Below are 24,482 nucleotides of genomic sequence, written 5' to 3'. Positions count from 1 at the left end.
CAATATAAATACAAAAAAGAAGGTGACTCTAAACAAGTTAAGATAAAGGATAGAGCGAGTATTTCTGAAAGACCTAGCAGTGCTAATAGAAAAAATCTTTATCACTTTGAAGGTGACACTATTGTTGGTAAAGACCATAAAAGTGCTATTGTAACAATGGTCGATAGAGCTAGCAGATTTACTATTTTAGCCAAGTCTATAGATAGAACAGCTAATTCAATCAATAGAATATTGTACAAAGTATCTAATGGTCATAAAATATTAACAGCTACATTTGATAATGGTAAAGAGTTTGCTAAACATAAGAAGCTAACTAGCAAGACTGGCATCAAAGTATTCTTTGCTGATCCATACAGTCCTTGGCAAAGAGGTACTAATGAAAACATGAATAGGTATATCAGACAATTTATACCTAAAGGTACTAACTTTAACAATATATCTCATCAATACATTAGAAAGTTACAGATAGACTTGAATAATAGACCTAAGAAATGTTTAAATTACTTGACACCTAATGAAGTACATTTTGGTATCTCTATAAACATTGAGAATACAATCTAGCTTTTAATCAGCTATATTAGTGTATGTCTAAATGGAGGTCCATTGACTGGTCGAATAGATATGAATGTTTTTGATAGAGCTTTTTTATATTTAATAGTACCTTTATTTATAAGCACTTTAATAATATTCTCATTAGTCATAGAAAAATATAGAATGCGTGAGATTAGTTTAGATAAGTTAAGTAAGTTTTAAAAAATACTTTATTTCACATCTACAAAAATCACTTCTTTTTTGGATCTACAGAATGTTTCTTTGATAAAAAATATACTTATTAACACACCTAAGGTAGTAAATACCAACAATAAACTTAAACTAGTTTGATAGCTTGTTATAGATGGATTTTTGCCTTGATTAGAAAATAAATCAAAAACCTCACTAATAATCGGTGAACCAACTCCGACTGATAGCATAATAAGAAAGTTATTAACTCCTAATGCTGCTGCTCTACATCCAGAACTAGATTGCTCAGCGATAATGGCAAATCCTATGCTTTGTCCACTAGCTCCTAAGCCTAAACATATGAATGATAAATATAGTATTGCTTGATTTATTGGAAAGAAAATAATTGTAGCTAACGAAACAAAAGTTAAGCAGATAGCAAAAATCATAATGGGCTTTCTTCTTTTTATACGATCAGATATTGACCAAGACTAGGGCAGCCAATGCCATACCCTAGCCATGCTAATGTGATCAAATAAGAACTGAATTTAGCATCAAAGCCATTTAAGGATAAAAAGCTTTTTGTAGCATTTTCAGAAAGATATTCTATAGCTAAATAGGTAGTAGCTGAGAAAACTGCAATTAACCAAATTTGTTTGTTGGAAAATATACCTTGAATCTCTTTGATTACTGATGTTGGGGTATTTAGAATAATGAATCTATTTTTGCCTGATTCACCAGATTGATCATTGTTTTTTACTATAACTATAGTTATTCTAGCTAGAACAACACCTATTATTGCTAATATAATAAATACATAGCGCCAGTCTATACCACCAGCTTGCGACAAAGATTCTAGAGGACCTGCTGCAAGCATTGGTCCGAGAACACCAATAAACTGTGAAAGACCGATAAATAAACCAATATGTTTGTGTGGTAACCAGTCATACACAGCGATTAATAAACATAAAAAGCCAAAAGAGGCGCCAAAACCAATCATAACTCTATATACCAGAGCCGCACCAAAGCTATTTGATACACCAAATAACCCAATTCCTAAGGCACATACTAGTATTGCTAAGGTTAGAGCTTTTTTTAGTCCTAGTTTATCAGTAATAATACCTACAGGAATTTGCATGATTCCATATGTAAGTTGATAAGCGGTAGAGCTAAGAATACTAAAAGTTAGTATGCTCAAATCAAGGTCAGATATTATCTGATGCTCGAATGTACCTAAGATAGTTCTTAATAAAAACTCGTACATGAAAAATATAGCACAAGTCAGTCATATACTGATTGCCAAAAAAGATAATTTATTATTCATCACTAAAATTTTCTTTTGTTATTTCTTCCCAATTTTCTATTTTTGCTTCTGCTTTTTCATCATCTTGAAACGATGATACTTTGAATACTAAATCACCTTCTTTAATCATAGGGTAGTTGTTAATACCTAAGATGATTCCATCAATCTGAGATTTTAGATTAACACTATCATCGTTACCAAAAGGATCTATTAGCTTGCCTATTTTTTCACCTTCTTTGACCCTTGTACCAAGCTCAATTTCTGTTCTTAAAACTCCTGGTTTATCTGATATTGTCCATTCAGTGTCTTCTGAGACAAGAGGTTTAACCTGTTGAACAAAATCTTGATCTTTTAATATATCAAGTTTGCGCATTACATTTTGAATACCTGCTACACCAATATTTATAGCCTCTTCATCAAATTTATTAGCTTCACCTGCTTCATAGCAGATGAATGGTATATCTAAGTCTTGGTGAATCTTACGTATACTTGAGCGACTCATGTTTATAGCAGTAATAACAGGAGCTTGAAAGGCTCTAGCCATTTTGATAGATTCTTCATCTTCAGCATTGAAATACACTTGAGGTAGTATTTCATGATTTAATGCGCCTGTTTTAATTTGTACGGAATAATCAGTTTTTTTGATTATCTCTTGAGTTATTCTATATGCATAGCGATGCATGTATGAACCAGATTCATCACCAGGGAAAGCTTGTTCGAGCGTTTGACTATGTTTTATGGCATGTACTAGACCAAAAACATTTAATACAGGAATAGCAATTATTGTTCCATGTAAATCTTTTGGGTTTGTTTTTTCTAGTATAGAGTTGATGATTTCAATACCATTAAACTCATCACCACTAACCATGCCAAAAATTAGAATACATGGACCTTCTTTTACACCGTTGAGAATTTTAATAGGTAAATACATTGGTGCACATGAGTATTGGCTTGGTAATGGCATTGCCAAAGTTGCCATTTCTCCAGCTTGAAAGGTATTATCAAAAATTTTGAATTTCATAAAGTTAATATAGATTTAGGAACTATTTGATTTTAAAAGGTACAGGTAGTATAACAAAGACAAAATCTTAATTCAAAAGACAGGGTGATATACAGTAAATACTAAAATAATAGATAAAAACTTGTTTTTAGGCTTTTAAAGTTTCTAAAAAACATTAAAATTGATGGGCGTAAGGTGTGTGAATTTTAAAAGGTTATATAGGTATGTCTGAAGATTTGATGATTTTTAGTGGTAATGCTTCTAAAAAGCTTGCTTGTGAAGTAGCAAAGGAATTAGGAGCAACTCTTGGTAATGCTACTGTTGGTAGGTTTAAAGATGGTGAGATACATGTTGTATTGAATGAAAATGTTCGTGGTAAGGATGTTTTTGTCATTCAGTCTACATGTCCACCATCTGATAACTTGATGGAGTTGATACTTCTAATTGATGCTTTAAAAAGATCATCAGCTGAAAGAGTAACTGCAGTTCTACCATATTTTGGATATGCTAGACAAGATAGACGATCAAAATCAGCAAGGGTGCCAATATCTGCAAAAGTTGTTGCAAATCTCCTTCAGGCGGTTGGTTTAGATAGAATTTTATCAGTAGATATTCATGCTGAACAGATTCAGGGTTTCTTCGACATTCCATTTGATAATGCATTTGCAACAAAGATATTTTTAGAGCATGTGCGTAAAAATCCTGAAAAATATGAGAATATAAAAATTGTTTCTCCGGATATGGGTGGAGTAGTGAGAGCTAGATCTGTAGCCAAGAATTTGGGTGTTGGGATTGCCGTTGTAGACAAAAGAAGACCTAGACCAAATGTGGCAGAGGTTATGAATATAATTGGTGATGTTGAAGGTAAGCATTGTATATTAGTTGATGATATCGTGGATACTGGTGGGACAATGTGTCAAGCAGCAAAAGCTCTAGTTGAAAAGGGTGGAGCAGCTAAGGTTTCTGCGTTTTGTGTACATCCTCTATTATCTGGTGATGCTATCAAAAATATCGAAAATTCAGCTATTGAAGAGCTTATAGTTACAGACTCTATTCCTCTAAAACCACATGCTGAAGCTTGTAATAAAATTAAAGTTATTACCTTAGCTCCTTTACTTGCACAAATTGTAGAGAAGACTAATGGCGAAGAATCTGTCAGTGATATATTTAGAATAGATGGTTTAGTTGATTAATACCTTGAATTTATAGTTATAGCTGACTATAATAGCACGGTTAATCTAGGGTCGCATAGATTAATAAATTAAGTTTAAACAAAAATAAAGGAAATTTAACAATGACAAATTTTAGTTTGAAAGCAGTTAAAAGAGAAGATTTAGGATCTGGTGCGAGCCGCCGTCTAAGAAGAGCTGGTAAAATCCCAGCTGTTATATATGGTGGTGACAAGGAAGCAATATCTATAGTATTAGATCACGATAAAGTTTTACACTCTACAGAAGACAAAGCATTCTTCTCAAGTGAAATCACTTTAGAGATTGATGGTCAAGAAGAAAAAGTAATCATCAAAGCACTACAAAGACATCCATATAAAGTTAAGCTTGTTCACGCTGACTTCATGAGAGTATAATACCCTCAAACAAATCATTTCTGATTATATTTTTTATTATCAAAGTTCTTATGTTAAAATAAGACTTCGCATTATCTTCATTATTATTTATTGAATGAGTACTTATACTGTAGTTATTATTTTATTTATTCTTATTAGTATTTCAGCTTTTTTTTCAAGCTCAGAAACAGCTATGATGGCTTTGAATAAATATAAACTTAAGCATTTGGCAAAAAAAAATCATCGAGCAGCAAAAAGAAGTTTATCTCTAGTTCGTAATCCAGAAAGACTATTGGTTGCGATACTTATAGGTAATACGTTTGCAAATATATTTGCCGGTACAGTCATTTCATCATATTCAGAAGATCATTTTGGTGATATTGGTTTATTGATAGCAACAATAGTTGTCACAATTTTAGTCTTAGTATTTGGAGAGATAATTCCAAAATCATTTGCAGCAGTATATCCACAAAGGCTGGCTTTTCCATTTTCATTACCGCTAAAAATAATAATGATATTACTGTATCCGGCAGTAGTTTTTCTTAGCATGATTTCAAAAATAACTTTAAAACTTTTTGGTATAAAGATTGAGCCCGTAAATAATGAGTCTTTGGATAAGGAAGAAATACAGACTGTTGTAAATGAATCAAATGCAAAACTTGGTGCTAAAAATAAAAATATGTTAATAGGTGTATTAGAACTTGATAAAGTTTTAGTCCAAGAAGTTATGACCCATTTTAATAAAATAGAATATATAGACCTGAGCAATTCTGTAGATAAAATTTTAGCTAGAATAGCAAAAATGAGATCTTTGAATATTATTTTATGTGAGAATGGTGTTAATAATGTTATTGGAGTTATAAAACTTAAGGAGATAACTAATTTACTTATATCAACTAAGAGATCACAAATAACAAAAGCAAGTTTACGTAAAATTGCCCATGAAGCGTATTTCATTCCAGAAACAGTTTCTTTACAGACTCAACTGGTTAATTTTCAATACAAAAGTAAACGATTTGCTATTGTGGTTGACGAATATGGTGATGTCTGTGGTACGGTTACAATAGAAGATATTATGGAAGAAATTGTTGGAGAGTTCTCTGATAGATTTGATATGAATAATAATATTCGCAAACTTGATGAAAATAGTTATCTAATAGGTGGTAGTGCTACATTAAGAGAAATAAATCGTCATATAGGGATAGAGTTTGAAAGTGAAGATGCTAAAACTTTGTCAGGCCTTATAATAGAAGAAATTGAGAACTTGCCGCAAGGACCTTGTTGTATAAAATATAATAATATCTTACTTGAAATAACGAATATTAGAGATAACAAAATAGTTTCTATAAAATTAACTACCAGTACAGAAATATAAAATAGATTTTTGTTATTAAACGTTCATTTTATTCCAGTTTATATTCTGCATAAAAGGACTTGGCTGAGTGAAGCCAGTTTCTTCATAGTATTGACCTTGATATGTATATGGACTAGTTTCCATCTGTTCAACACTTTGCTGAAAGTAACCATGAATCAGATCATCTTTGTCATAGTCTGGATTATAGTATGTTCCGCTAGGTTGATAATTTGGATAAGTAAAAGATGTATTACAACCAACTATACCAATGACTGATAACCAAATCAGACAGTTATGAATTATATTCTTGGACATTTTAGATTTAGCTATACATTAAATCTGAAGTTTACAACATCACCATCTTTCATGACATATTCTTTTCCTTCAAGACGAGCTTTACCGGCTTCTTTTGCACCTTTTTCGCCATTATACTGAATATAATCATCATACGAGATAACTTCAGCTCTGATAAATCCTCTCTCAAAGTCAGTGTGAATTACACCAGCAGCTTGGGGTGCTGTAGCGCCTACAGGGATTGTCCAAGCTCGGACTTCTTTAACACCAGCAGTGAGATATGTATGAAGGTTCAAAAGAGCATAGCCAGCTTTGATAACTCTATCAAGACCAGTTTCAGTAAGTCCCATATCAGCTAAAAACTCTAACTTCTCATCCGGCTCAAGCTGAGAGATTTCTTGCTCCATAGCAGCACAAACAGGAACAACATTTGAATTTTCAGCTTTAGCATACTCTATAATTTTATCTAATAATGGATTATTTTCAAAACCATCTTCAGTAACATTGGCAATATACAATACAGGTTTGCTAGTTAGTAGAGGAGTTTGCTTAAGCCACTTAGCTTCATCATCTGTTAGCTGAAATGTTCTAGCTGATTTTTCTGATTCTAAATGCTCTTTTAGTTTAGTGTAAAAATCTGCTTTAGCTAAAGCTTCTTTATCACCAGATTTTTTCATTTTAGCGAATCTTTGAACTGCTTTATCACAAGACTCAATGTCAGCTAATATTAGTTCCATATTGATAGTGTTAATATCATCAATAGGATCAACCTTTCCACTTACATGAATAATATTATCATCCTCAAAACATCTAACGACATGTGCAATAGCATCTGTTTCACGAATATTTGCTAGGAATTTGTTTCCAAGACCTTCACCTTTGCTTGCACCTGCAACAAGCCCAGCAATGTCAACAAACTCCATAGTTGTAGGAAGTATTCTTTCTGGCTTAACAATTTTTGCTAACTCATTAAGTCTTTGATCTGGAACAGAAACGATCCCTACATTTGGATTAATCGTACAAAAAGGGTAGTTAGCTGCTTCAATACCAGCCTCAGTAAGAGCATTAAATAGAGTTGATTTACCAACATTTGGTAAACCTACGATACCACATTTAAATCCCATTATTTTATTCCTTATAATATTATTTTGTATGAAGCCTCTGCATTGCAGGCTCTAATTTATAGTTTATTATATCATCTAAAACACATATACCATTATCAATAGCATTATCTATATCATTTTTATGAGCTACAGAAGGATTTGATAGTACATAATTTGATACTTTTGATTTATGTCCAGGATGTCCGATACCAATTCTTAGGCGTAAATAATCATTTGTCCCAAGGTGTTGATGGATACTTCTTAAGCCATTATGACCACCGTGTCCACCACCTTTTTTTAGACGAATCTCCCCTGAATTTATATCTAGCTCATCATGTACTACTAGTATTTCTTCAGGTTCAATTTTATAGAAATTAGCAACTTTACTAACAGCTAAGCCACTATTGTTCATAAATGTTGTTGGAAATACCAATATTATGTTATTGTAATTGATATTTACTTTAGCAATATTGCAATTAAGTTTAGAATTTAGACTGAAGTTTTCATTATTATCTTTAGCAATCTTCGCAATAAACCACTCACCAACATTATGGCGTGTATTTTCATATTCTTTGCCTATATTTCCTAGGCCAACAATCATCTTTATTTTAGGCATCTTTGTTCGTGTTTTGTTGTTCTAATTTATCCAAAAGTATTTTAGTTACTTCTCTTATTATTTTACTATTTGGTTTAGCATCTTTTTGTGATTGAGTATAAAAAATACCCATAATTATAGCTTTATCATCATCAGGCCAAATAATAGCAACATCATTTGTGGACCCATAAGCACAAGTACCAGTTTTATTACCAATTTCCCATTCATCAGGAATTTCTGCAGCTATACGATTATTACCAGAGTCATTCTCTAAAAGCCATTTCTTAAATAATAGTCGATGCTTTTTGTCAAGAATACTATTGCTAAAAGCGAGTTTATTAATATCCTTAGCCATTATTTTGGGAGTAGTTTTATTTTGATTAGTTGTAAGACTAACTTGATTAGCTACAGGCTCTAAACCAGCCACTTTTGTTGCATGATCATGTAATGAAAGTATAAATGTATTAAGATTATTTAAACCACCTAGCTTTTCTATCAACAGGTTTGTCGCAGTATTATCACTTTGAATTGCTGCTTTGCTAAGCTCACTCACTGTCATTGTTTGATTTAGATGTTTTTTTGTCACTGGCGAGTAGCCAATAATTTGATTTGCTGAGATTTTTACTTCTTCATTGAGCAAGTTGTTATCAGTCATACTCTGCTTGAGTATAGCACCAACAACAAGAAATTTGTAAGTACTACAAATTGGGAAATAGAAGCTTTGGTTATGCGAAAAATTACTGTTATCATTTCTATTAATCGTGTAGACACCTATTTTACCACCGTATTGTTTTTCTAAATTATGTAAACGGTTAGATATTTCAATGTTTGCAGTACTAGCAGAGAAACCAATGCTAGTCAGTATTAAAATTATTATTTTATTCATATATAGAGTTAGAAACTATTTGATGTTAGTAGTAAGAATTCGTTAACTTTTTTGATATTATCTTTCTCAGCAATTTTTGCTTCAGTAAGTGGAAGTTTATTTCCACATGATATTTTAAGAGCACCTTCTGGAGTTTTGTAGATAATAATTGGAAAGCCACTTATATCCGAAGATAATAGCATATTGTTTTCGGCTTTTTCATTCGGTTTTGTTAAGCTTTCATCGTACTTTTTAGTATTGTGATATTCTATCAAAGCTTGAAGAGGATCTTTTGAGTTGAAAATACTTCTAACAACATCAGGACTATTTTGTAAACTACCTATAGGAATCCAACGGACTGCTAAATCACCAGATTTGATAGCAGGCTGAGAGGCATCAAATAGGCTTGCACAGTAACGACAGTTAGGATCAATGATTGCATAAAACTTATGTGGAGCATTGTCGCAACCTTGTTGAATATATGTAGCATATTTCTTTATATCTAAATAAAGATCACTTGCTTGTGGAGATGATGTAAAGTAATTAGCATATATCTGATTTAGACTTGTTAGCTTGTTTTGATTTCTATCCCATGCTAAAAGCTCTCCATTAACGATGACATCACCATCTTCGCTCGTGAAAGTTACTGTTCGTTTAGTTGGATCCTTTTTATCTTCAAGGATGTAAGCTTGTAGATGTATACCTGTATCAAAAGTTTTTATTACTTTATATTGTGGAAACGCTTGCTTGACAAGATATAGACCTTGTTGATTATTAAAAGATGATTTACTAAGATTTGCAGTACTAAAAAAGTATATAATAACCAATAAAAATAATATAAATATCGAAAGGACTGCGAAAGATTTCTTTTGCATTTAACATGACTAATATTGAATAAACATAACGTGATTATACCATATATAAAGATTATCTTTAGTTAGTAGGTAAAAAAATGTCGCTAAAATAATAGCTGGACCAAAAGGTATTACATTTGTACGTTTTGCAATAAGATTTATACTTATAGCAATTAAAATTCCAAATATGCAGCTAGCAAATATTGTATAAAGAAGCATAGGATATCCAAACCATGCACCAATTGCAGCTAATAGCTTAAAATCTCCGTAGCCAAATCCTTCTTTGCCAGTGAGAATTTTGTATATCCAAAATACACTCCATAGTGATAGATATCCGATAATTGCTCCCCAAACTGACTGATCTAGTGTAGTAAATACATTATAATAGTTAAGAATAATACCTATCCATACTAATGGTAGAGTAAGTGAATCTGGAAGTATCTGATATTTTGCATCTATAAAAAATAAAGGAATAAAAAATGTGCTTAGACCAGCCAGAGCTACTGCCTGAATAGTAAGCCCAAATATATAAAATATAGTTATAAATACTACAGCAGTAATAAACTCTATTAAAGGGTATTCAAAAGAGATACTTTCTTTACAAAAATAACATTTACCTTTTAGAATAAACCAACCTAAAATAGGTATATTATGACGATATTTGAGTTTATTTTTACATTTTGGACATCTTGAGGGAGCTGTTAGGCTAAAATTCTGACCAGATTCTTGCTTTGGTAGTTCAAGTATTTCTCGAGCTATGATTTTCTCATCAGCAAATATTTTATTAGGTACTCTATATATTATAACGTTTAGAAAACTACCAATAGCTGCGCCAAAAAGAAATATAAATAGAAAAATTATATATATATCGTAATACATATTTATTTGTGTTCAGGCACACATTGTTTATTTTTTGGTTTAAGCTTATTAACACCATCAATAGCAGCAATACGGTACGCTTCTGCCATAGTAGGGTAGTTAAATGTAGTGTTCAAGAAATATCTGATCGTGTTGTGTTTGCCTGGCATAGATTTAATTGCTTGACCAATATGGATAATTTCAGATACTCTATGACCAAAGCAATGAATACCTAGGATTTCAAAAGTTTCTTTATGGAATAGTATTTTTAGCATACCAACTTCACTTCCTGAAATCTGTGCACGAGCAAGATCTTTGAAATAAGCTCTACCACTTTCATAAGGAATATTTTCTGCCGTTAACTGTTTTTCAGTTTTACCAATACAGCTTATTTCAGGTCTTGTATAAATGCCAGTTGGGATATCTTCAACTAACTTATCATTACATGATCCATCAATAATATGTGTAGCGGCAAATCTACCTTGGTTAAAAGCAGATGATGCAAGCGAAGGGAAACCAATAACATCGCCAACAGCATAGATGTTAGGCTGAGTAGTTTGGTAGTTATCATTTACATTCACAAGACCTCTTTGCGGACTATATTCAACTCCAATCTTATCAAGATTTAGACCGTTAGTATTACCGGCACGCCCAAGAGCGAATAGCACATAGTCAGACTCTATAATTCGACCTGAATTTAATGTAGTAATTACTTTATCACCTTTGGCTTTGATACTTTTATAAGTTTCGTTATGCATTAGGTTGATTTTTTGGTTAACAGTAAAGTGGTTTGTTAAAGTTTCTATAATCTCATCATCAAGGAATGACATCAATTTGTCTCTAGTATTGATAAGATTTACTTGAATATCGAGAGTGCCCAATATAGATGCATACTCACAGCCAATTACACCAGCACCATATATAGTTATTGATCTAATATTTTTATCTTTTAGTTCAAGAAGCTTGTCACTATCTAAAATTCTAGAGTGAGTAAAGTCTATATCATCAGGCTGATAAGGGCGAGATCCTATCGCTAGTATAAACTTTTTAGCCGTTATGATCTCTGTAGAACCATTTTTACGTGAAATTTTAATTTTATTTTTATCTAAGAAACTTGCAAAACCATAAAATACGTCAATTTCATTATTTGCAAAACGGTTTTTTTTAATTTCTCTTTGCTTTAGAACTACTTCAAATGCATTATCTAGCATATCAGGGAAATCAAAGTTTTTTTTGTTATACCAGACTTCACGTGATAGTTGTCTAAGAGTCTTACTCGGAATTGTTCCCCAGTTATTACAACCGCCACCAATGGCATCATCTTCGATGATTGCTACTTTTTGACCATTTCTAGTCGCTTTCATGGCAGCACCTTCGCCACCAGGACCACTACCTATAATGATAATGTCGTAATTATATTCCATGTTTCACTCCACAATATATTTTTTGGAAAAATTGGTGCACATATTCTCGAAATGATAACATAGTCTAAAGCTATGTTAATTATTTTTGATGAAATTATTCATATTTTATTAGCATTTCAGCAATTTTCTTAGTTGGAGATACTATTTGATCTACACCGATATTATTTGCAATATTAATGCTTTCATCTTTGTCAAGTTTGATGGATATTTTTATATTATCTGTTGGTTGTTCTGATGTTTTTAAAACTTCCTTGATTGAAAGAAGTGTTAAAATATTATCTAAATCTTTTTCATTAAGTATAAATATACTTTTAGCTTTAGTTATACTGGCTTTTTTAAGTGCATCATAATTATATGATTCTGCATCTATAAAATGTTTTTCTTGTTCTACATCAGCATTAATAAATTTCTGATGATAATTTTTTTCAATAACAATAATATTATCAATGTGTGATTTAAAATAATCTTTTATTAAGCACTTAGTAATTTCTGTATATCCACAAATTACAATATGGTCCTTCATTAAAGCAGCTCCATCTTTTTGTTTAAACTTTTCTGTGATTCTATTAATAACACTACCAGCCATTACCGTGATAATAGTTGCAAATAATCCTATCCCCATAATCATAATAGATACAGTGAAAAGCTTGGCTTCTTCTGTTAGAGGGTGTATGTCTCCATATCCAACTGTACTAAATGTGACTATTGTGAAATATACTGCGTCAGAAACATTTTTGATACCATCAAATTCATCTTTTAGATAGTACAATCCTGTGACACTATATCCAATCGCTAACAAAAACGAAATGAGTAATACGAACTGGTAGAAAGTTATTCTATTAGAGTTTTTCTTATCAAATGTTTTTCTAAAATATATGAGTAATAAAATTTCTAAAACATGAGTAAAAAATGCAACATCATAAGATATATGTTTATCTTGGACATAATCTCCAATAATTGACAAGCTAATAAAGATAACAGCTAAAAACCAAAAAGTTCTTTTACGATTATAAATACCACGGGCTATGATTATCATCAAATACCCTAAGATCAGGGGTAAAAATATTCCTAATCCAGTATTGTATTTCATACCAAAATCGTATAGATCTGAAGGAATATTTGCATCTAAATTGACAGAGAATATTTTGTTAATTACTGGTACAGCAACTGCTAAAATAGTAATAAAACCATTTAGAGTCATCGTTACAGATATAAAAAGAGGGATATATTTAGAGTACTTTTCTTTAATAGTCACAGATGGATGATATTAAAATAATTAAAAGGATGATTAGATTATAATGTATGGTCGGTTGAAAATACAGCTAATATATAACTATATGTGAGCAAGTCTTCTAATTCTAGGTATTAGTACATACATAATAAATGCTGCTATACCTGCAATGATAGCTAAGCCAGCAGATAGAGCTAAATAATTATGATTTGTCTCCAGTGGTGTAGCATTGATATCTGGTGAAGCAACTAATATTGATAGTAAACTTGCTATAACTCCAGATGTACTTCCTGTAACAACCATCCAAGATCCCATCATCAAGCCTTGTAGTCGAGGGTTGGCAAGCTTACCGATCATAGCATATCCTGTTGGAGATATTAAAAGCTCTCCTATAGACTGAAATACATAACTTAAAATTAACCATATAGCAGCTGTTTGTCCAAGTTTGTTCGCTGAGAAAATTCCTATCACTAGCATCAAAAAGCCAATTCCTATAAATACGATGCTAAAACAAAACTGTATAGGGAATGAGAATGTAAATTTTCGACGAATAATTATAAGAAGGCTAGGTAATAATACACCGCCCACGGCTATTACTACAGTATTTACATTTTGAAACCACTGGGTCTGAATTGTGAAGCCAAAAATATGCTTGTCAACATTGGCTTCTGTAAATACCGTTAGAGCCATTGGGGCAAGCTGATAAGCAGACCAAAAGACTAATCCGAAAGTTGCTAAAATAATATAAGCATATACTTTTTCTTTTTGTTCTTTCGTATCTTGTGATCTTGCTATAGGGATAAATATTGCTAATAGAGCAATTCCAATAGCTAGGGCAATATAGTTTGTATTAAGAGGATATTGTGAAGCTACAACTAAAATAGCTATAGTTATGAAAATTAAAATGACTGTATATATACTGTTTTTGTATAAGATTTTTGTTCCTGAGTTTTTAATTTTTCTGACAAGAGGGGTAGTTCTATCCGCTACAGTTTTCCAGCTAGTAATTACAAGTAAAAAAGCGACTATGTTTGTAATAGTGGTAATAAGAAAAAGTATGTTATAACTATGTTCTGCTTGATATATACCTGCTACCGTAAAGCCAATAAAAAAACCGACATTCATTCCGGCATTGTTCCAAAAGAAAGCAGTCTCGCGAGAAGTATCATCATTTTCAAATTGCTGAGTTAACATCATGTTGATACATGGGACATTTAGACCACATCCTGTTAGAAATAGAGCTAGAGCTATATATAGATGTTCGGTGCTTGGGAACGATAAAAATATACAAGCGATTATCTGTAAGACCATACCTATCAAAAATAAAACTCGATAGCTAATTAATCGACCACCAATATATTCACCTAAAATATGTAAACCATAGTTAAATGCAACAAAAACATCCATTACAGCACTTGCTTTTGTAACTGTGAATCCTAAAGCTTGAGTCATAAATAAAACTAATGTTGAGTAAAGAACAGCAAAACTTACTGTTGAAAATAGCTGTGTTATTAATAGTAGTCTAGAGGCTTTTTTAATTAGAGTAACACCTATTAAATTATTAGAATTAACGTAGATAATAAAATTGATTTTATAGATGTTTTTTTCTAAAGAGTAGCTAAAATAGTAAATTTGATAAAGGATTATAGAATGTACTGACTTAAATTTTTATTTTTGACTAATCCACTTAGTTTTTCATCTATGTAATTTGTGGTTATATTTATAGATTTATTTTCTAAGTCTGGAGCATCAAAAGAAATTTCTTCTAGAAGTCTTTCCATAACAGTATGAAGTCTTCTAGCACCTATATTTTCAACTTCTTCGTTTACTTGAAAAGAAATTTCAGCAATTTTTCTGATAGCATCTTCTTCAAAGCTTAGTTCTACACCCTCAGTTTTCATCAAGGCAATATATTGCTTAAGTATAGAACAATCAGGTTCTTTTAGTATTCTAACAAAGTCTTCTATCTCAAGAGATTTTAGTTCTACTCTAATTGGTAATCTACCTTGAAGCTCTGGGATTAAGTCAGATGGTTTAGCAACATGGAATGCCCCTGATGCTATAAACAAGATATGATCAGTCTTTATCATACCGTATTTAGTCGAGACAGTAGAGCCTTCTACTAATGGTAGTAAGTCACGCTGAACACCTTCTCTAGATACATCAGCGCCAGAGGTTCCCGATTTTTTACAGACTTTATCAATTTCATCTAAGAATACGATACCATTTTGCTCAACAGACTCAAGAGCTCTAGCCTTAATATCTTCTTCATTGATAAGTTTTGCAGCTTCTTCATCTTTGACCAGTTTAATAGCATCTTTGATTCTCATTTTCTTTGTTTTTTTCTTATCGCTACTTAAACTAGAGAACAGATATTGAAGCTGATTTGTCATATCTTCCATGCCTGGAGGACCCATTACACCTATACTTTTAGGGGCTACAGATACCTCGATCTCGATCTCTTTATCATTTAACTCGCCATTTTGGATTTTTTTTCTGAAAATCTTACGAGTTTTATTTTCTTTTTCTTTTTTAGAGTGAGCATCTTCAGCAGGCTCATTCGCAAATCCTACTTTTGACTCGGAAGCTCTAGCAGGAGGTATAAGAACATCTAATATTCTGTCTTCTGCTAATACAGCAGCTTTTTCTGTAACTTTTTGCTTAGCTTCTTCACGCTTCATTTTAACAGCAGTTTCTACTAGATCGCGGATTATAGACTCAACATCTTTACCTACATAACCAACCTCTGTAAATTTAGTAGCTTCAACTTTGATAAAAGGCGCATCTGCTAATTTTGCTAGTCTACGAGCAATCTCTGTTTTACCTACACCAGTAGGTCCTATCATTAGGATGTTTTTAGGAGTTATTTCTTGACGCATCTCGTCATCAAGCTGCATTCTACGCCATCTATTACGTAGAGCGATAGCAACTGCTTTTTTAGCATCATTTTGACCTATAATATGTCTTTCTAATTCATGTACAATTGTTTCTGGAGTCATTACTTGTGTCATCGTATAACTATCCTTTTTTGTTGTCTAAACTTTCTATAGTGAAATTATGATTTGTGTATATACAAGTGTCTGCAGCTATTGTAAGACTTTTTCTAACTATTTCTTCAGCAGAGAGATCTGTGTTTTCTACAAGTGCTGTTGCTGCAGATCGAGCATAAGTTGATCCAGAACCAATAGAAATAATATCGTTCTTATCAGCAGCCATAACATCTCCAGCTCCTGATATTAGAAGAGACAGTTTCTCATCTGCAACTATAATCATAGCTTCTAACTTACTCAGCATTCTATCTAAACGCCATTCACGTACCATTTCAACAGCAGCTCTTTCAAGATTACCTTGATAAAATTCTAATTTTTGTTCAAATTTTTCGAATAGTGTGAATGCATCTGCAGTAGAGCCTGCAAAACCTGTGAGAACTTTACCACCATTTAATTTTCTAACTTTTATGATATTTTCTTTTGCTATTGTATGTCCTAGTGTAGCTTGACCATCGCCACCGATTACTACTTTATCACCTTTTCTAACGCATAGGATGGTAGTTCCTTTCATTGCTTCCATAATCAAATCCTTTATTAGGTTTGTTAAAATAATCTATGTAATATTACTAAATGGTATTGATATAAAATTTTACAAGCAATTTATTATATTTTTTCAGCTTTAAAGAGCTTATTGGTTTTTCTGAGACAAAAATAGTAAATTTTATGTTATATTTTAGCTTGTTTTATTTTTTACTAGAGCATTATGATGAATAATTTAAATTTTAGAGAAACGATTTCAATAGCTACAAATATATACAAGAGAGCTTTTAAAATAACTTTTGTATTAGCTTTTATGCTGTCATTTATATCTGAGTTTTGTTTTGTATATCTAATGAATCACGGCATGGCAGATTATATTCAAAGTGGTAACGAAGCTGATATTTCACAATTACCATCAGGAAATATACTAGCGAGTATATTTTTGTTGATTGTCGTAGCTACTGTATTTGTTTATGCAATGATAATAATATTGCAAGGTATTGTGGTTAAGCATGAAATAAAAGTATCAGATGCGTTAAAAATAGCTCTACAGATATTTTCAAAAAGGATATTTGTGTTTCTAGGAGCATTTTTGCTTTCGATGATTGCTATGACACTGTTTACGATGTTTCTACAATATATAGGTATTTTTCTAGGAATATTATTTTTCTTGACAGTTATGCCTGCTGTATTACTAGCACAGAAGGGTGTTTTTGAGTCTATATCTAATAACTTTAGTATAATAAGAAGTAACTTTTTTTACATGTTTAGAATATCTATCACAATATTAGCTCTTATGATAATTAAACCATTAGTAACTTTTGGGTTAATATATTTATTGAAAAATTTTGGCTTAGAGACGAGTTCATTAGAGATGTCTATTCAAAATATTGTTGTGACAGTTGTTGATGCTTTTATTTTGCCTTTTATTTTTGCAATCAGTGTTGCAACATTCTTCTCAACAAACTCTAAATAAAATTTATTCTATAAGAATTTTCTTAAAAAAATCAAAATCATAGTTATTTTCAAAACGGATATTTCTATCAGCTAAATTTGTATTTTTATAAACATTATTAATCTCTGTAACAATACCAGCATCAATCTTGATTTTGATTTGTTCACTACCTTTTGTGTATGTTTTAGTAAATGGTAGAGTTTTTCCAAAGCGCCACTTCCATTCTTTTAATGTTTCTATTTCTTTGTCTATAAGCTCTCTATTTCCTAAAGGAGTTTCTTCATTAATTAGGCTTAAATCAATACTTCTGAAGCCTTTAATAAAAGATCTCGTGAGATCTTGAGTTTGTATATCATGTTTTATTTCAGATAGATTGATTACTTTTGAGCGATGAGATTTCACTCCTTTTGTATCTAAAGATTTATCTATTGGTTGATGAAGGTAGTCATAGAGTTTTTTTGTATTAGCATTGATGAGCAGTGTACCATGATGGAAAGCACGATCTTTTTTCTCTCGAAAAGCACTGCCTGATACTTTGTAGGTATGACCATTATGATCAACAGCAATATCATTTCTTTCATTGGCATATACATCTATACCTAGTTTTTTGACAGTATTGCATACTAGGTCAAGGTTTGCTTTGATGTCATGCTCTTTTTTTGTACTAATAATAGTGTAGTTAAGATTACCATAGTCATGATAAACAGTTCCGCCACCACTTTGGCGGCGAACCATTGGTATATTATCGTTATTCATTGCTTCAAGGTTACACTCAAGCCATGGGTTTTGAGCTCTACCAATAACAACACATGGAGAGTTTTGCCATAAAAATAAAATCTTTTCATGATGAAGTTTTTCTAGAAACAACCAGTTTTCAAAAGCTAAATTGAAATAAATATCATTACTTTGTGATATATATATATGCATAGGATATTAAATGTTTTTACTTTGTAGTAAGTATAAGGTTTTATTGGTTCTATAAAAGAGTTTTGTGCTATAATTTTGCTTTATTGAAAGAAATTTTTATATACAAAATATAATGTCGACTATACAACAGACTTTAGGAATAATCAAAAGAGGGGCTGATGAAGTCCTAATCGAAGAAGAATTAGTTAAAAAACTAGAAAAAAATAGACCTTTAGTAATCAAATTTGGCTGTGATCCAACAGCTCCTGATATCCATCTTGGTCATACAGTTGTTATTAACAAATTAAAACAATTACAAGACTTAGGACATGAAATTCACTTTTTGATAGGTGATTTCACAGCTCAGATAGGCGATCCTACTGGTAAAAATGCGACAAGACCTCCATTGACTGCAGAAGAAGTTGCTGCAAATGCTGAAACATATACTAAACAAGTTTTTAAAATCTTAGATAAAGAAAAAACTGTCATTCGTCGTAATGGCGATTGGTTTGATAAAATGCCTGCGAGTGATATGATTAAACTAGCATCTAAATCAACAGTTGCTAGAATGCTTGAAAGAGATGATTTCTCAAAAAGATACAAAGGTGGTCAGTCTATCTCAATACATGAGTTTTTATATCCATTAGTACAAGGCTATGATTCTGTAGCTATGAATGCTGATATCGAGCTTGGTGGCACGGATCAGAAATTTAACTTGTTGATGGGTAGAGAGCTACAAAAACAACAAGGTCAGGAGCCACAAGTTATCATAACGATGCCACTTCTTGAAGGTTTAGACGGTGTCAAAAAGATGTCAAAATCTAGCCAAAACTATATAGGTATTGAAGAGACTCCTAATGATATGTTTGGTAAGGTGATGTCAATTTCAGATGAACTGATGTGGAGATATTACGAGTTACTTAGTTTTAAATCCTTAGATACTATAGCTAACTTAAAGCAGGATGTTGTTAATGGTACTAACCCACGTGACATTAAAATAGAGTTGGCAAAAGAGCTAATTGAGAGATTTCACTCTAAAGAAGGTGCTGAAAGTGCTCATCAGGATTTTATCCAAAGATTCCAAAAAAATCAGATACCTGATGACATAAATGTTGTAGAATTAAATCAAGAGTTGCCGATAGCAAACTTGTTAAAAGAGGCAGGATTGGTAGCGAGTACGTCAGAAGCTATCCGTATGATTAAGCAGGGAGCTGTTAAAATTGATGGTGAAAAGGCTGATGATAACAAAGCTATTTTTGGTAAAGGTACAGAAAATGTTTTCCAAGTTGGTAAACGTAAATTTGCAAAAGTTATTATAAAATAAGGGGTTGTTTAAAATGGATAAATTTTTATCAATATTTGTAGGGGTTTTAATCATAGTAACTATTATTACTATTTTTATTCATCTATTTCCTATAGCTATTAAAGTATGTTTTATATCAGCAATAATCAGTGCAATAATTTATGTTGTGCTTAAGATGATAGAAAAATTTAGTAATTAATTGTATTTAACTATAATAGTAAAAGCAGTGGGTGTAATTTTTTATTTTTATGCAAATAAAGAACAATATTCAAGATCTTATTATTCAAAAAAGTTTAGCGTCAAAACTTAAGTATATACCCGAAAAATATCTAAATACACCTGCAGATATAAGTGAAGAGCTCAGAAAAACTATAGATGCTCAACCTAGAGATAATAGTGTTTCACATAATGATGAAATTGCTAAAATTTCATTGAATCTAGCTAAGCAGAACAATATATCTATTGAGAACATGAGTATAACTGGTGTTAATTGTTATAAAGTTAAGCCAGCAGTCATTAATAAGGATTATAAAGATATCCTGATTATTGGAGTTCATGGTGGAGGATATATAAATTATCCAGGAGTTGCATCAACATTAGAATCAGTACTTCTTGCATCTACTTTTGGATGTGAAGTTTTGTGTGTAGATTATAGACAGCTTCCAGACTATCCTTATCCACATGGTTTGAATGATCTCGTGAGTGTATGGAAAAATATCACAAAAGACAAAGATGCTAGTAATATTGCTATGGCAGGTAGTTCTGCCGGAGCTGCTTTGATTATGGCATTCATTCATAGGTCTAAAGAAGAAAATCTTGTTAAACCAGCTGTTTTGTTCTTGGGTAGTCCAGCAGCAGATCTATCTCGTGATACAGACTCAGTTAATGTTAATGAATGGGTTGATAATGTATTGGTTTCGTATGATGAATATATGGGTAAAATAGCTAAAATGTATGCTGATGGATTAGATGTTAGAAATATTGGGATATCTCCTTATTATGGAGATTTTAGTGATTTTCCACCAAGCATATTAGCCACTGGTACAAGAGATATGCTATTAAGTGCTACTATAAAAACTCATAGAAAACTTAGAAGTTGTGGAGTTGATGCGCAATTACATGTTTTTGAAGCGATGTCTCATTGTCAATATTTAGCTAGTCCAGATATTCCAGAAGGCAAAGAACTTCGTAAAGAAATAAAGTACTTTTTTGATAAGTACTTGAAGTAATTATTTTAACTTAAAAAATTCTGAGTATTTAGAATTATCTAATGTAAATCATAGCTAAGACCACATATGGGTGAGTAATTTAATTCGGCTTGAAATAAGTAGCTTATTGAGAAAGACTTGTTACTTTTAATAATTATTAGCAAGTAGCTTGATGGTTAAGTTATACTTTAAATGTAGCTATTTCATAATAAATATAAGGGTGTGTTATAAATGAAATATGATCTTAAAAATTTTTTGTCTGAATTAGAAAAGCAACTTGATAAAAAGCAAATAATAACGGATGAATTTTTATGTTTTGCTTATAGTACAGATGCTAGTTTATATAGACTGTTACCCAAAGTAGTCTTACATATAAACAACGAGAAAGAAGTTTTAGAGGTTATAAAGTTAGCAAACACTTATAAAGTTCCTTTAACGTTTCGAGCAGCAGGTACTAGTTTAAATGGTCAAGGTATTACAGATCATATTTTAGTGGTTATCACAAATAAATGGAATAATTATAGTATTGAGAATAATGGAGAAGTTATTCGCTTACAACCTAGCTTAACGGGTGGACAAGCAAATTTATTTCTTAATAAATATGGTAGAAAAATAGGTCCAGATCCATCTTCTGTAAATGTGGCAAAAATAGGTGGAATAGTAGCCAATAATGCCAGTGGTATGTGTTGTGGATTTAAGTATAATACTCTAAAGGATATTAAAGTTATCTTTAGTGATGGACAGATCCTTGATACAAAATCAGTTGATTCAAGAGAAATGTTTAGAAAAAATAATCCTGACATCATCTCTAAGATTTCGGAAATATCCCAGCAAGTTAAGTCTAATCAAAAATTAGTAGACTTTATAAAACAAAAATATCAGATAAAAAATACTATGGGGTATGCTATTAATGCTCTTATAGATTTTGACGATGAGATAGATATAATTTCACACTTAATGGTTGGTTCAGAAGGAACATTAGGCTTTATCTCGGAATTTAGTTATAACACGATTCCAAATTATATAGATAAGTCTACGGCTTTTATCTTTTTTAGAGATATTAGAACTTGTGCTGAAGCTATTACAGCAATATCTAAATATGATGTTGCTGCAGCTGAGATAATGAGTTATTCAACTCTGATTACTATCAAAGATTTAGAAATATTAGATAGTGAATATAAAGAGCAGATAAATAAACTACAAATAGGTTCTGCAGGATTAATGTTTGAGCTTGATGCTGATAGTCCTGAATCTCTAGAAGTTAAGAAGTCCAAAATACTTGAAGTCTTGAAAAAGTTCGAACCTCTTTTTGTGTAGGTTATGTTACAGACGCTAGCAAATACAATCGTCTTTGGGATGTTCGTAGGGCTGTATTACCATGTGCAGGAAATAAAAAACTAGCTTTGGATACTTTGGTTATGGAAGATGTTGCTTTTCCGATAGATAGTCTAGCTGATGGTATTACTGATCTTGAAAATCTATTAGAAAAGTATGGTTATGATAAAGATATCGCTGGCCATGCTCTAACAGGAAATTTACATTTTAATCTATCAACAAACCTAGAGAAAGATGACGAAGTTCAACGATATAAAGATTTTATGCATGATTTTACAGATATGGTTGTTAAGAAATACAACGGATCTTTAAAAGCAGAACACGGTACAGGTAGAAATATGGCACCATTTGTTGCAAAAGAGTGGGGTGATGAGCTTTATAAAGTGATGCAAGAAATAAAATTATTGTTAGATCCACATAACCTCTTTAATCCAAGTGTTCTTCTCAATGATGATAAAGATATTTTTGTTAAAAACTTTAAAAGAAGGGTAAAGTTAGACAAACAAGCAGATAAATGTCTTGAGTGTGGTTTTTGTGAAAGTGTTTGTCCTTCAAGAGATTTATCACTAACTCCTAGACAAAGATTATCTGTGTATAAAGAAATGATGATTCTTAAAGAAACAGATCAAGTAAAATATAAAGATTATAAAAAGAAGTATCAATACTATGGAATTGATACATGTGCTGCAACAGGATTATGTGGAGTACAGTGTCCAGTTGAAATTAATACCGGTAGCTTTATAAAAGATTTACGAGCAGAGCAAAATAAAGCAAATATTATAGATAGTTTTATGTTTAAGCACTTTTCAGGGTTTGCAATAATCTCTAACCTTGCTCTAAAAATAAGTAGAGGTTTTAGTAGAGTTTTAGGTGACAATATTCTAAGGAAGTCATCTTTAGCAGTGCATAAGGTATTAGGTAATACACCAGTCTGGAATTCTGCTATGCCAACAGGTGCAAAAAGCTTAAAAAGTATAAAACATTTTGAAGCGGGAGTTACTAAACCAAAGGTAGTTTATTGGCCAACCTGTACAACCAGAATATTTGGACCTTCAAAAGATACAAACCAAAATGATACCAAGCAAGCCGCTTTAAATATTCTAGAGAAAAGTGGATATGAGGTGATAGTTCCCAAAGGTTTATCTAATACTTGTTGTGGACAACCATTTGATTCAAAAGGATTATATGATAAAGTAGAGCAGAAGCGTCAAGAGGTAATAGAATTATTAAAAGCAGCTAGTGATAACTTTAGCTTGCCAATAGTCACAGATGCTAGCCCGTGTTCACTAAGAATAAATGACGGTATGACTGATACTAAGGTTTATGATTCAGTTGAGTTTATTGCTGAATTTTGTTTAGATAAATTAAACATCCATAAAATAGGTAAATTAGCAGTTCATCAAACATGTAGTACACAAAAGCAGGAAATCAAAAGTATATATTAGCAATAGCTAATTCATTATCAGATGATGTGGTGATACCAAGAAGTGTGACTTGCTGTGGGTTCGCTGGCGATAAAGGTTTCATTCTTCCAGAACTTAATGCCTCTGCATTGTCAGGTTTAAAAGAGGAGGTCAAAGGCTGTGTATGTGGGATTTCTAATAGTAGAACCTGTGAGATAGGTTTGAGTTATCATTCTGGATTAACTTACTATTCTGCATCTGATTTATTGGATAAAAACTCCTCATCTAGATTCTTAAATGTTTGACTTAATTGTATGTAGTTGCTGACTAATCATTCCTTTTAAAATGCTAGATTGATTCTGAAAGTTTTAAATAGTTGAAAGAGAGTTCCAAATATAGTTTATTAGGTTTTGACGAAACTAAAATAAACGATAAGGAACTAAAAAATGCCAAAGCACTTAACTCTTTCAAATAGATATTGTATAGAAGAATTACTTAAATTAGGATACCAAACATCTCAAATAGCCAATAAAATTGGCTATAGTGAAAGAGCTATAAAAAAGGAACTTAATCGCACTAGTATAAATAGTGACTATAATGCTGAGATAGCACAGAAGCTATATCAAAGCCGCAGAACTTCAAATAATCATAAGCTATCCTGTAAAGTTAAAAAGCTA

25 protein-coding genes and 3 pseudogenes are annotated in these 24,482 nt (G+C 31.7%); 14 read left to right on the top strand and 14 right to left on the bottom strand.

Annotation, left to right across the window (positions count from 1 at the left end):
- Window positions 1–561, top strand: a 561-nt coding sequence (locus F8C69_RS02355; RefSeq protein WP_159183759.1) for an IS30 family transposase, incomplete at its 5' end; no start/stop codon positions are given.
- 3 nt (window positions 562–564) lie between these two features.
- Window positions 565–753, top strand: a pseudogene (locus tag F8C69_RS10450) (MFS transporter); the annotation flags it as partial.
- Between the two features lie 8 nt (window positions 754–761).
- Here the strand turns inward: F8C69_RS10450 and F8C69_RS02350 are convergent.
- Together F8C69_RS02350 and F8C69_RS02345 are read right to left on the bottom strand one after the other, a co-directional pair.
- A pseudogene (locus F8C69_RS02350) lies at window positions 762–1,984 on the bottom strand (MFS transporter).
- A 52-nt stretch (window positions 1,985–2,036) separates the two neighbouring features.
- A complete protein-coding gene (locus F8C69_RS02345) occupies window positions 2,037–3,044 on the bottom strand; it encodes a succinylglutamate desuccinylase/aspartoacylase family protein (RefSeq protein WP_159184040.1) in 1,008 nt (335 codons plus the stop codon).
- A gap of 203 nt (window positions 3,045–3,247) precedes the next feature.
- On the opposite strand from F8C69_RS02345, the gene F8C69_RS02340 reads away from it, so the two are divergent.
- The 3 genes from F8C69_RS02340 (at window position 3,248) to F8C69_RS02330 (ending at window position 5,962) form a co-directional block, all read left to right on the top strand.
- Window positions 3,248–4,216: a ribose-phosphate pyrophosphokinase gene (locus tag F8C69_RS02340; protein WP_159184039.1), complete on the top strand. Its 969-nt coding sequence runs from the start codon at window positions 3,248–3,250 to the stop codon at window positions 4,214–4,216.
- 101 nt (window positions 4,217–4,317) lie between these two features.
- Window positions 4,318–4,608: a 50S ribosomal protein L25 gene (gene rplY / locus F8C69_RS02335; RefSeq protein WP_159184038.1), complete on the top strand. Its 291-nt coding sequence runs from the start codon at window positions 4,318–4,320 to the stop codon at window positions 4,606–4,608.
- A 94-nt stretch (window positions 4,609–4,702) separates the two neighbouring features.
- Window positions 4,703–5,962, top strand: a complete 1,260-nt coding sequence (locus F8C69_RS02330; RefSeq protein ID WP_159184037.1) for an HlyC/CorC family transporter — start codon at window positions 4,703–4,705, stop codon at window positions 5,960–5,962.
- Between the two features lie 15 nt (window positions 5,963–5,977).
- Here F8C69_RS02330 and F8C69_RS02325 read toward each other — a convergent pair whose 3' ends face one another.
- From F8C69_RS02325 to hslV, 11 genes are all read right to left on the bottom strand, one after another.
- Window positions 5,978–6,256: a hypothetical protein gene (locus F8C69_RS02325; protein ID WP_159184036.1), complete on the bottom strand. Its 279-nt coding sequence runs from the start codon at window positions 6,254–6,256 to the stop codon at window positions 5,978–5,980.
- 11 nt (window positions 6,257–6,267) lie between these two features.
- On the bottom strand, window positions 6,268–7,359 hold the full coding sequence (gene ychF / locus F8C69_RS02320; protein ID WP_159184035.1) for a redox-regulated ATPase YchF: 1,092 nt from the start codon (window positions 7,357–7,359) through the stop codon (window positions 6,268–6,270).
- Between the two features lie 19 nt (window positions 7,360–7,378).
- Entirely contained in the window at window positions 7,379–7,954 is a 576-nt protein-coding gene (pth, locus tag F8C69_RS02315) for an aminoacyl-tRNA hydrolase (RefSeq protein ID WP_088821115.1), read from the bottom strand.
- Window positions 7,947–8,819 (bottom strand): class A beta-lactamase, encoded by an 873-nt coding sequence (gene bla / locus F8C69_RS02310; protein ID WP_159184034.1) that lies wholly within the window; start codon window positions 8,817–8,819, stop codon window positions 7,947–7,949. Before bla ends, pth begins: the two co-directional genes overlap by 8 nt.
- 8 nt (window positions 8,820–8,827) lie before the next feature.
- On the bottom strand, window positions 8,828–9,673 hold the full coding sequence (locus F8C69_RS02305; RefSeq protein ID WP_159184033.1) for a DsbC family protein: 846 nt from the start codon (window positions 9,671–9,673) through the stop codon (window positions 8,828–8,830).
- A 9-nt stretch (window positions 9,674–9,682) separates the two neighbouring features.
- The gene (locus F8C69_RS02300; protein WP_159184032.1) at window positions 9,683–10,531 is read right to left on the bottom strand and encodes a prepilin peptidase; all 849 of its coding nucleotides are present in this window, start codon (window positions 10,529–10,531) and stop codon (window positions 9,683–9,685) included.
- A gap of 2 nt (window positions 10,532–10,533) precedes the next feature.
- The gene (gene sthA, locus F8C69_RS02295; protein ID WP_159184031.1) at window positions 10,534–11,934 is read right to left on the bottom strand and encodes a Si-specific NAD(P)(+) transhydrogenase; all 1,401 of its coding nucleotides are present in this window, start codon (window positions 11,932–11,934) and stop codon (window positions 10,534–10,536) included.
- Window positions 11,935–12,028: 94 nt separating this feature from the next.
- Window positions 12,029–13,189 carry an ion channel gene (locus F8C69_RS02290; protein ID WP_192189617.1) on the bottom strand — a complete coding sequence of 387 codons (1,161 nt, stop codon included), beginning with the start codon at window positions 13,187–13,189 and terminating at the stop codon, window positions 12,029–12,031.
- 78 nt (window positions 13,190–13,267) lie between these two features.
- A complete protein-coding gene (locus F8C69_RS02285) occupies window positions 13,268–14,719 on the bottom strand; it encodes a peptide MFS transporter (RefSeq protein WP_159184041.1) in 1,452 nt (483 codons plus the stop codon).
- Between the two features lie 89 nt (window positions 14,720–14,808).
- Window positions 14,809–16,176 (bottom strand): ATP-dependent protease ATPase subunit HslU, encoded by a 1,368-nt coding sequence (gene hslU / locus F8C69_RS02280; RefSeq protein WP_159184030.1) that lies wholly within the window; start codon window positions 16,174–16,176, stop codon window positions 14,809–14,811.
- A 7-nt stretch (window positions 16,177–16,183) separates the two neighbouring features.
- Window positions 16,184–16,735, bottom strand: a complete 552-nt coding sequence (gene hslV / locus F8C69_RS02275; RefSeq protein WP_159184029.1) for an ATP-dependent protease subunit HslV — start codon at window positions 16,733–16,735, stop codon at window positions 16,184–16,186.
- Window positions 16,736–16,921: 186 nt separating this feature from the next.
- Here hslV and F8C69_RS02270 point away from each other — a divergent pair, with 186 nt between their 5' ends.
- Complete coding sequence (locus tag F8C69_RS02270) at window positions 16,922–17,671, top strand: hypothetical protein (protein WP_159184028.1); 750 nt, start codon at window positions 16,922–16,924, stop codon at window positions 17,669–17,671.
- Window positions 17,672–17,674: 3 nt separating this feature from the next.
- On the opposite strand, the gene F8C69_RS02265 is transcribed toward F8C69_RS02270, so the two are convergent.
- Window positions 17,675–18,577 (bottom strand): lipoyl protein ligase domain-containing protein, encoded by a 903-nt coding sequence (locus tag F8C69_RS02265; RefSeq protein ID WP_159184027.1) that lies wholly within the window; start codon window positions 18,575–18,577, stop codon window positions 17,675–17,677.
- 112 nt (window positions 18,578–18,689) lie between these two features.
- Between F8C69_RS02265 and tyrS the strand changes: the two genes are divergently transcribed.
- The 8 genes and pseudogenes from tyrS to F8C69_RS02240 form a co-directional block, all read left to right on the top strand.
- A complete protein-coding gene (gene tyrS / locus F8C69_RS02260) occupies window positions 18,690–19,880 on the top strand; it encodes a tyrosine--tRNA ligase (protein ID WP_159184026.1) in 1,191 nt (396 codons plus the stop codon).
- A 13-nt stretch (window positions 19,881–19,893) separates the two neighbouring features.
- On the top strand, window positions 19,894–20,058 hold the full coding sequence (locus tag F8C69_RS10210; RefSeq protein ID WP_004287609.1) for a hypothetical protein: 165 nt from the start codon (window positions 19,894–19,896) through the stop codon (window positions 20,056–20,058).
- Window positions 20,059–20,107: 49 nt separating this feature from the next.
- Window positions 20,108–21,088: an alpha/beta hydrolase fold domain-containing protein gene (locus F8C69_RS02255; RefSeq protein ID WP_159184025.1), complete on the top strand. Its 981-nt coding sequence runs from the start codon at window positions 20,108–20,110 to the stop codon at window positions 21,086–21,088.
- A 210-nt stretch (window positions 21,089–21,298) separates the two neighbouring features.
- Window positions 21,299–22,384, top strand: a complete 1,086-nt coding sequence (locus tag F8C69_RS02250; RefSeq protein WP_234384223.1) for an FAD-binding oxidoreductase — start codon at window positions 21,299–21,301, stop codon at window positions 22,382–22,384.
- 62 nt (window positions 22,385–22,446) lie between these two features.
- Window positions 22,447–22,779 (top strand): annotated as a pseudogene (locus F8C69_RS10440) (FAD-binding oxidoreductase); the annotation flags it as partial.
- Between the two features lie 9 nt (window positions 22,780–22,788).
- Window positions 22,789–23,847 (top strand): (Fe-S)-binding protein, encoded by a 1,059-nt coding sequence (locus F8C69_RS02245; protein ID WP_234393499.1) that lies wholly within the window; start codon window positions 22,789–22,791, stop codon window positions 23,845–23,847.
- Window positions 23,848–23,876: 29 nt separating this feature from the next.
- Entirely contained in the window at window positions 23,877–24,110 is a 234-nt protein-coding gene (locus F8C69_RS10435) for a hypothetical protein (RefSeq protein WP_234384224.1), read from the top strand.
- A 141-nt stretch (window positions 24,111–24,251) separates the two neighbouring features.
- Window positions 24,252–24,482 (top strand): helix-turn-helix domain-containing protein (locus F8C69_RS02240; RefSeq protein WP_159183974.1); only part of this gene is annotated, 231 nt, incomplete at its 3' end.

Source organism: Francisella noatunensis subsp. noatunensis (genome assembly GCF_009823375.1).
Classification (GTDB): Bacteria; Pseudomonadota; Gammaproteobacteria; order Francisellales; family Francisellaceae; genus Francisella; species Francisella noatunensis.
This window is presented reverse-complemented; position numbering and strand designations above follow the sequence as displayed.

What these genes read in the sequence shown, in the direction of transcription:
- F8C69_RS02305 (WP_159184033.1), bottom strand. Translation starts at nt 9,673, where the DNA reads ATGCAAAAGAAATCTTTCGCAGTCCTTTCGATATTTATATTATTTTTA.
- F8C69_RS10210 (WP_004287609.1), top strand. Translation starts at nt 19,894, where the DNA reads ATGGATAAATTTTTATCAATATTTGTAGGGGTTTTAATCATAGTAACT.
- pth (WP_088821115.1), bottom strand. Translation starts at nt 7,954, where the DNA reads ATGCCTAAAATAAAGATGATTGTTGGCCTAGGAAATATAGGCAAAGAA.
- F8C69_RS02300 (WP_159184032.1), bottom strand. Translation starts at nt 10,531, where the DNA reads ATGTATTACGATATATATATAATTTTTCTATTTATATTTCTTTTTGGC.
- F8C69_RS02245 (WP_234393499.1), top strand. Translation starts at nt 22,789, where the DNA reads ATGCAAGAAATAAAATTATTGTTAGATCCACATAACCTCTTTAATCCA.
- F8C69_RS02265 (WP_159184027.1), bottom strand. Translation starts at nt 18,577, where the DNA reads ATGCATATATATATATCACAAAGTAATGATATTTATTTCAATTTAGCT.
- F8C69_RS02330 (WP_159184037.1), top strand. Translation starts at nt 4,703, where the DNA reads ATGAGTACTTATACTGTAGTTATTATTTTATTTATTCTTATTAGTATT.
- sthA (WP_159184031.1), bottom strand. Translation starts at nt 11,934, where the DNA reads ATGGAATATAATTACGACATTATCATTATAGGTAGTGGTCCTGGTGGC.
- F8C69_RS02255 (WP_159184025.1), top strand. Translation starts at nt 20,108, where the DNA reads ATGCAAATAAAGAACAATATTCAAGATCTTATTATTCAAAAAAGTTTA.
- ychF (WP_159184035.1), bottom strand. Translation starts at nt 7,359, where the DNA reads ATGGGATTTAAATGTGGTATCGTAGGTTTACCAAATGTTGGTAAATCA.
- hslU (WP_159184030.1), bottom strand. Translation starts at nt 16,176, where the DNA reads ATGACACAAGTAATGACTCCAGAAACAATTGTACATGAATTAGAAAGA.
- rplY (WP_159184038.1), top strand. Translation starts at nt 4,318, where the DNA reads ATGACAAATTTTAGTTTGAAAGCAGTTAAAAGAGAAGATTTAGGATCT.
- F8C69_RS02250 (WP_234384223.1), top strand. Translation starts at nt 21,299, where the DNA reads ATGAAATATGATCTTAAAAATTTTTTGTCTGAATTAGAAAAGCAACTT.
- F8C69_RS02270 (WP_159184028.1), top strand. Translation starts at nt 16,922, where the DNA reads ATGAATAATTTAAATTTTAGAGAAACGATTTCAATAGCTACAAATATA.
- hslV (WP_159184029.1), bottom strand. Translation starts at nt 16,735, where the DNA reads ATGGAAGCAATGAAAGGAACTACCATCCTATGCGTTAGAAAAGGTGAT.
- F8C69_RS02345 (WP_159184040.1), bottom strand. Translation starts at nt 3,044, where the DNA reads ATGAAATTCAAAATTTTTGATAATACCTTTCAAGCTGGAGAAATGGCA.
- tyrS (WP_159184026.1), top strand. Translation starts at nt 18,690, where the DNA reads ATGTCGACTATACAACAGACTTTAGGAATAATCAAAAGAGGGGCTGAT.
- F8C69_RS02340 (WP_159184039.1), top strand. Translation starts at nt 3,248, where the DNA reads ATGTCTGAAGATTTGATGATTTTTAGTGGTAATGCTTCTAAAAAGCTT.
- bla (WP_159184034.1), bottom strand. Translation starts at nt 8,819, where the DNA reads ATGAATAAAATAATAATTTTAATACTGACTAGCATTGGTTTCTCTGCT.
- F8C69_RS02325 (WP_159184036.1), bottom strand. Translation starts at nt 6,256, where the DNA reads ATGTCCAAGAATATAATTCATAACTGTCTGATTTGGTTATCAGTCATT.